Source organism: Roseinatronobacter sp. NSM (assembly GCF_052379845.1).
Lineage (GTDB): Bacteria > Pseudomonadota > Alphaproteobacteria > Rhodobacterales > Rhodobacteraceae > Roseinatronobacter.
In genome coordinates, this window is sequence record NZ_JBQTCF010000001.1 from 260,498 (window position 1) to 266,609 (window position 6,112).

Sequence of the window (6,112 nt, forward strand, 5' to 3'; positions counted from 1 at the left end):
TCATTCTGCCCCCAAAGTGACTTGATCTGTGATTTCCGGCAAATCGTCAGCGCGCCCCAGAAGGGCTACGAATTCGCGCAGCATCAGTTCTACGGACACGGCCATCAGCGCGCCAATTCCCACCAGCATGGACATCATCTGCCAGCCCTTGGGCACCTTGCGCCATGTGGACAGATCAAGGCTTGTGGGCACATTCAGGCTGTCGGTGCCAAACCGGCCCGCCAGCCCCGTGACCTCTCGCAGGCCAATCTGCCACGCTTTCCACAGAATGATCATTGCCAAGGATAACAACGCCAGCGTCAGCACATGGCGCAGCAGGCGCGGCAACAGCACTGTCAGAAGTTCAATGGCCACGAACCCGCCGCGCCGATAGGCCGTGCCGATCATCAGCCCTGCAGACCACAGCATCAGGAACCGCGACGCTTCTTCCGGCCATGGAAGGGCGCTGCCCAGCACATAGCGGCAAAACACCTGTGTCAGGATGAAACACACCATCAGCAGGATGCACGCGGCCCCCAACCAGCGCCCCACGGTCAGGGTAGCCGAATTTACCACTGCCAGCAGTTCTGACAGCGCGATTAGCATGCGCATTTTAGCCCCCCTCCCTTGTCTGGCCTGTCCAAATCAGGCCATCTTTAACGATATCAGTCTAACGGGCTGACAGTTCCGTAGCCCCCCTGACTGAAGACAAGCGGCGCGCCCCCCCGACGCGCCGCGCGCAGCACCCGGCCCACGATGATGACATGGTCCCCGCCGTCATGGGTGGCGTATTGAACGCAGTCGAACCGCGCCAATGCTGTGTCCAGCACTGGCACATCCTCGGCATTGTGCCTGTGTGCCAGCCCGTCAAACCCCGCGCCGTCGCGGGCAAACCGCGCCAGCAAATCCTGCGCGTCATGGGGCAGGACGTGAATTGCGTAATGGCGCGCGCCCACATAATGCGCGAAGCGGCGCGATGATTTCGCGGGCGACCACAGCACCAGTGGCGGGTCCAGTGACAGGGCGGCAAAACTGTTGGCCGCAAATCCCATGGGGCCGTCCTTGCCTGCAATGGTGACAAGTGTAACGCCGGTGGCAAAACACCCCAATGCATCGCGGAAACGGCGCGTTTCATCGCGTCCGGGAACGAATTCGTCAGGGGGCATCATTGCGCCATCCGCCATCACGCCACCTCTTGCCCGCGCGCCAGCGTATACAGTTCGAACCATGTCTGACGGTCCATCGGAACGCGCAGCGCGTCCGAAATTCGCGCAATACGCGCCAGACTGTTGGTTCCCAGAACCGGCAAAATGCCTGCCGGGTGGTGCAGCAGCCATGCAATGGCCGCCGCGCTCCAATCGGCGTTTGCCGCTGCGCCCAATTCATCCAGCCGCGCGCGCAGCCCCTGCGGTGCCGCATTCGCCAGCGCCCCCCCTGCAAGGGGACTCCAGGCCATGGGCGCGATCCGGTGCTGGTGCAGATAGGCCAGATCCCCGTTTGTCAGCGCGTCATGGGCCATCAGGCTGATTTCAATCTGGTTGGTGACCAATCGGGTGGACATGCGCGATTGCAGCAAATCCATGTCGAAGGGCCGGAAATTCGACACACCGACGGCGCGGACCTTGCCACTGGCCACCAGCCGGTCCAGTTCGGCGCCAGTTTCGTCAGGGTTGATCAGCGGATCAGGACGATGGATCAACAGCACATCGATATGGTCCGTGGCCATGTCGCGCAAGCTGGCCTCGAGTGATGCGGAAATATGCGCGGCACTGGTGTCATAATGTTTTACCCGTGCGCCGGAATGCCGGCCCGCAGGGGCGATGATGTCGCATTTGGTGACAATCTGGATCTGGTCGCGCAAATGTGGGGCCTGGCGCAGCGCGGCACCAAAAATCGCTTCAGCGGTGTAGCCGCCGTAAATATCGGCCTGATCCATCGTGGTGATACCCTGCTGCAGGCAGGCTTCAACCTTGGCCTGCACATGGGCGGGGCTGGTGTCGGCGTCGTCACCCAGACGCCACATTCCATAGACCAGCCGCGACAGGGCCAGATCGGGGGTCAGCGCAATTTTTTCCATCAGCGGCGCTCTCCGGTTCCAAGGGGGGTTGCAGGGGTCTGGGCGGGCACGCGGCCATATTCATGCGGCAGCGATACGGTTTGCAGATGCGGCATGACCTTCTGGCCGAAAATATCGGCTTCGTCATGATGGGGATAGCCCGACAGGATAAAGGCGCGAATGCCCATGGCGCGGTAGTCTTCCAGCTTGCTCAGGACCTGATCCACCGACCCCACCAGCGCCGCCCCGCAGCCCGAGCGCGCGCGTCCAACACCTGTCCACAGGTTGGGTTCAGCATAGCCGAATTTGTCGGCCAGTTCGCGCGCGCGGGCCTGATGTGCGACCCCCAGACTGATGCTGTCATGCGCGCGCTCGCGGATCAGTTTGCCGTATTCGTCATCCAGCTTGCTGGCGATATGGTCGGCATACTCGCGCGCCTCTGCCTCGGTGTCGCGCACGATGACATGCACGCGCAGCCCGTAATCCAGCGTTCTGCCATGGGCCTGTGCGCGGGCATGCACATCGCGCATGCGCTGGGCCAGCACCTCTCTGGGTTCGGGCCACATCAGGTAGACATCGCATTGCGCCCCGCATAATTCCAGCGCATCGGGGGAATAGCCGCCGAAATACAAAAGCGGGCCGCCATTTTGCTGATAGGGGCGCGCGGGATCGGCGTTGAGCTTGCTGATCTGGTAAATCTCGCCGGAATATTCAATCTCGTCGCGGGTCCAGGCCTGCCGCAGGATTTCGACAACTTCATGGCTGCGCTTGTAGCGATAGGCGCTTGCGGCAACCTCGCCGGGGAAGTCTGATGAAATGACATTCAGCGTCAAACGCCCCTGCAGCATATGATCCAGTGTCGCAACTGTGCGTGCCAGCATGACAGGCTGCATTTCCCCGCAGCGGATTGCGGCCAGAAAATTGATGCGCTCCGTAATGGGTGCGCAGCCCGCCACGAAAGACAGCGTGTCCTGTCCGACCTGAAAACTGGACGGGCACAGAATGTTGCGAAACCCGTTCGCCTCGGCCGTTTTGACAATGCTGGAGCAATGCGCCCAGCTGGACCGCAAGCGCCCGTCCGGCACGCCCAGAAATTCGTAATCATCCGAACACAGCGCCGCAAACCAGCTGACTTCGGCACCCTCCAGATCGGCCGATGTGACGGGCACGATGCTCATGAAAATCTCCATCCCTCATGTATCTTTTCACTTGCTAGCAGGTCGAAAATAGTAAATCAATAGAGTATCAATTTTATTTTCAGGGGCCATAGGGGGTTATGTCAGACACCGGATCACTACCGCTTCACATGCAGATAGCAGAACTGCTGATCCGCGATATTGCGGCGGGCCGTCTGGTCGATGGCGAGCGTCTGCCCCCTGAACGCCAGATGGCCGCCGCACATGGTATTTCGGTGGGGACATTGCGCAAGGCGCTTGCGGCCCTGCAGGAAAAACACTTGCTGGAACGCGTGCAAGGGTCCGGCAATTACATTCGCGCGCGGGCCGAGACGGAGTCGGTCTATGCGTTCTTGCGGCTGGAGCTGGCCAATGGGGGCGGCTTGCCCAAAGCGCGCGTGCTGTCTGTTGACCGCTTGCCCAAGGACCCCGCATTGCCCGATTTCGGCCCCCACAGCCATGGCCACCGCATCCGGCGGTTGCGCTTCCTGTCCGGTGTCGTCGCCGCGGTTGAGGAAATCTGGCTTGATGCATCTCAGGCCGCCACGCTGTCGGCGCCGGAATTGTCGGAATCGCTGTATTACTTCTACCGCACGCGGTTGAACCTGCGTATTGCCCGCGCGGTGGACAGCGTGGGGCAGGGGCCGGTTCCGGACTGGGCGCCTGCAGAATTCCCCCACCCGCCGGGCGCGGCCCTGCCTATGATCACCCGCATCAGCCACAGCCACGAAGGCGCGCCGGTGGAAGCGTCATGGACATGGTATGATCCCTTGCGCGTGCGCTACACTGTCAGACTGAAATAAGGACATCTCGCTTGGAACAAATACGATACGGCATCATCGGCTGTGGCATGATGGGGCAGGAACATTTGCGCAATATCGCCCTGATCGAGGGGGCACAGGTTGCCGCGATTTTTGAACCTGACGCGGGCATGCGGGCCCAGGCGCAGGCGCTGGCCCCCATGGCGCAGTTTCACGACACACTCGACAGCTTGCTTGCCACGGACAAGCTGGACGCGCTGCTGATCGCCAGCCCCAACTATTTGCATGTCGACCAGATTGCCCGTATCGCGGCAAGCCGCCCGCTGCCGCTGCTGGTGGAAAAGCCTGTTTTCACCGATCCTGCGCATTTTGACACCCTGCGTGCGCTGGACTATGGCGCGCCGCTTTGGGTGGCGATGGAATACCGCTACATGCCCCCTGTTGCCGCATTTGTGCAACAAGCCCAACAGGTGACCGGCGGGATCAAGATGCTCAGCATCCGCGAACACCGCTTCCCCTTCTTGCCGAAAATTGGCGACTGGAACCGCTTCAACCGCAATACGGGCGGCACACTGGTTGAAAAATGCTGCCATTTTTTTGACCTTATGCGCCTGATTATGAAAGATAATCCTGTTCGTATCATGGCGTCGGGCGGGCAGGACGCCAACCATCTGGACGAACGCTATGACGGGGCGCAGCCAGATATCTGGGACAATGCCTATGTGATTGTGGATTTCGCCCGCGGCGCGCGGGCAATGTTGGAATTGTGCATGTTCGCCGAAGGGGCGCGGTATCAGGAGGAGATTACCGCCGTCGGTCCTGATGCGCGCATCGAATGCCTTGTGCCCGGTCCGGGGCGGTTCTGGCCTGCCCATCTGGGGGCGCCGCCGATCCCACAATTGATTGTCAGCCCACGCAACCCCAAAGGGCCGCGCCAGATGGAGGTGCCTGTTGATCCCGCGCTGCTGGATGCGGGGGACCATAACGGCTCAACCTTCTACCAGCATGCCCGCTTCGCTGATGTGGTGCGCGGGCGCGGCAAGGTCGATGTGTCCTTGTCGGATGGTCTGTGGGCGGTTCAGATGGGGCTGGCTGCGCAGCATTCCGCACGGACGGGGCAGGCGGTGCGCCTGAATGCTGACGGACGCATTGACACTTGCGCCCCTGCAAATGACACTGCGTGACATTCTTGCAAGAAGGAAACAGCCATGCGTATTCTGTTCACCGGGGGGGCTGGCAAGGCGGGGCGCCATGCCATAGCCCATTTGCTGCAGCAGGGCCACCGCGTGCTGAATGTAGACCTGGCGCCGCTGGAACTGCCGGGGGTGGAGAACCGCGTGGCCGACATTGCCGATGCAGGGCAGATGTTCGATGTCATGTCCAGCTATGCGGGGTTTGACGAACTGGACGCGGGCACTGGTGTTCCCCGTTTTGATGCTGTCGTGCATTTCGCGGCTGTCCCGCGTATTTTGCTGAAAAGCGATAATGAGTGTTTCCGCGTCAACACGCTGGGCACCTATAACGTCCTTGATGCCGCGTTGAAATTTGGCGTGCGCAAGATTGTCTTCGCATCCTCGGAAACGACCTATGGCGTGTGCTTCGCGGATGGCGAACGCAAGCCCGACTACTTGCCGCTTGACGAAGATCATCCCACAGTGCCTGAAGACAGCTATGCCATGTCCAAGGTGGTCAACGAGGCGACAGCGCAATGTTTCCAGCGCAGAAGCGGCGCAGATATTTACGGGCTGCGCATCAACAACGTGATCGAACCGCAGGATTACGCTGCGCAATTTCCTGAATACCTGCAAAACCCGTCGCTGCGGCGGCGCAATTTCTTCGCCTATATCGATGCGCGCGATCTGGGGCATATGGTGGCGCGGTGCCTGCAGGTTGACGGGCTGGGATATCAGGTGTTCAACGTGTCAAATGACACCCATTCTGTGGCCACCAGCACATCGGACCTGATTGCCGAATATTATGCAGACGTGCCCCTGACGCGCGACATGGGCCAGCAGGAGACATTCTATTCCAACGCCAAGGCGAAGGCGCTTTTGGGGTTCAATCCGCAGCATGACTGGCGCGATATTCTGGGGCGCTAGGGCCTGATCCGGCTGGGGTGAAGCTTTTGAGGGGGGTATGGG

The 6,112-nt window shown here is 60.8% G+C and carries 7 protein-coding genes; 3 read left to right on the forward strand and 4 right to left on the reverse strand.

The window, feature by feature from the left end:
- From ACTZWY_RS01210 to ACTZWY_RS01225, 4 genes are read right to left on the reverse strand one after another with little or no spacing between them, the layout of a single operon-like run.
- Complete coding sequence (locus ACTZWY_RS01210; protein ID WP_444788837.1) at positions 1-591, reverse strand: TRAP transporter small permease; 591 nt, start codon at positions 589-591, stop codon at positions 1-3.
- A 53-nt stretch (positions 592-644) separates the two neighbouring features.
- Positions 645-1,163: a flavin reductase family protein gene (locus ACTZWY_RS01215; RefSeq protein ID WP_444788838.1), complete on the reverse strand. Its 519-nt coding sequence runs from the start codon at positions 1,161-1,163 to the stop codon at positions 645-647.
- Positions 1,163-2,056 (reverse strand): aldo/keto reductase, encoded by an 894-nt coding sequence (locus ACTZWY_RS01220; protein ID WP_444788839.1) that lies wholly within the window; start codon positions 2,054-2,056, stop codon positions 1,163-1,165. Before ACTZWY_RS01220 ends, ACTZWY_RS01215 begins: the two co-directional genes overlap by 1 nt.
- Positions 2,056-3,213: an LLM class flavin-dependent oxidoreductase gene (locus ACTZWY_RS01225; protein ID WP_444788840.1), complete on the reverse strand. Its 1,158-nt coding sequence runs from the start codon at positions 3,211-3,213 to the stop codon at positions 2,056-2,058. The genes ACTZWY_RS01220 and ACTZWY_RS01225 overlap by 1 nt, the downstream gene beginning before the upstream one ends.
- 98 nt (positions 3,214-3,311) lie before the next feature.
- On the opposite strand from ACTZWY_RS01225, the gene ACTZWY_RS01230 reads away from it, so the two are divergent.
- Genes ACTZWY_RS01230 through ACTZWY_RS01240 form a run of 3 tightly spaced genes read left to right on the forward strand, consistent with a single transcriptional unit; the run spans position 3,312 to position 6,070 of the window.
- Entirely contained in the window at positions 3,312-4,013 is a 702-nt protein-coding gene (locus ACTZWY_RS01230) for a GntR family transcriptional regulator (protein WP_444788841.1), read from the forward strand.
- Positions 4,014-4,060: 47 nt separating this feature from the next.
- Positions 4,061-5,155 carry a Gfo/Idh/MocA family protein gene (locus ACTZWY_RS01235; RefSeq protein WP_444788854.1) on the forward strand — a complete coding sequence of 365 codons (1,095 nt, stop codon included), beginning with the start codon at positions 4,061-4,063 and terminating at the stop codon, positions 5,153-5,155.
- A gap of 24 nt (positions 5,156-5,179) precedes the next feature.
- Positions 5,180-6,070: an NAD-dependent epimerase/dehydratase family protein gene (locus tag ACTZWY_RS01240; RefSeq protein WP_444788842.1), complete on the forward strand. Its 891-nt coding sequence runs from the start codon at positions 5,180-5,182 to the stop codon at positions 6,068-6,070.
- Positions 6,071-6,112 lie beyond the last annotated feature (42 nt).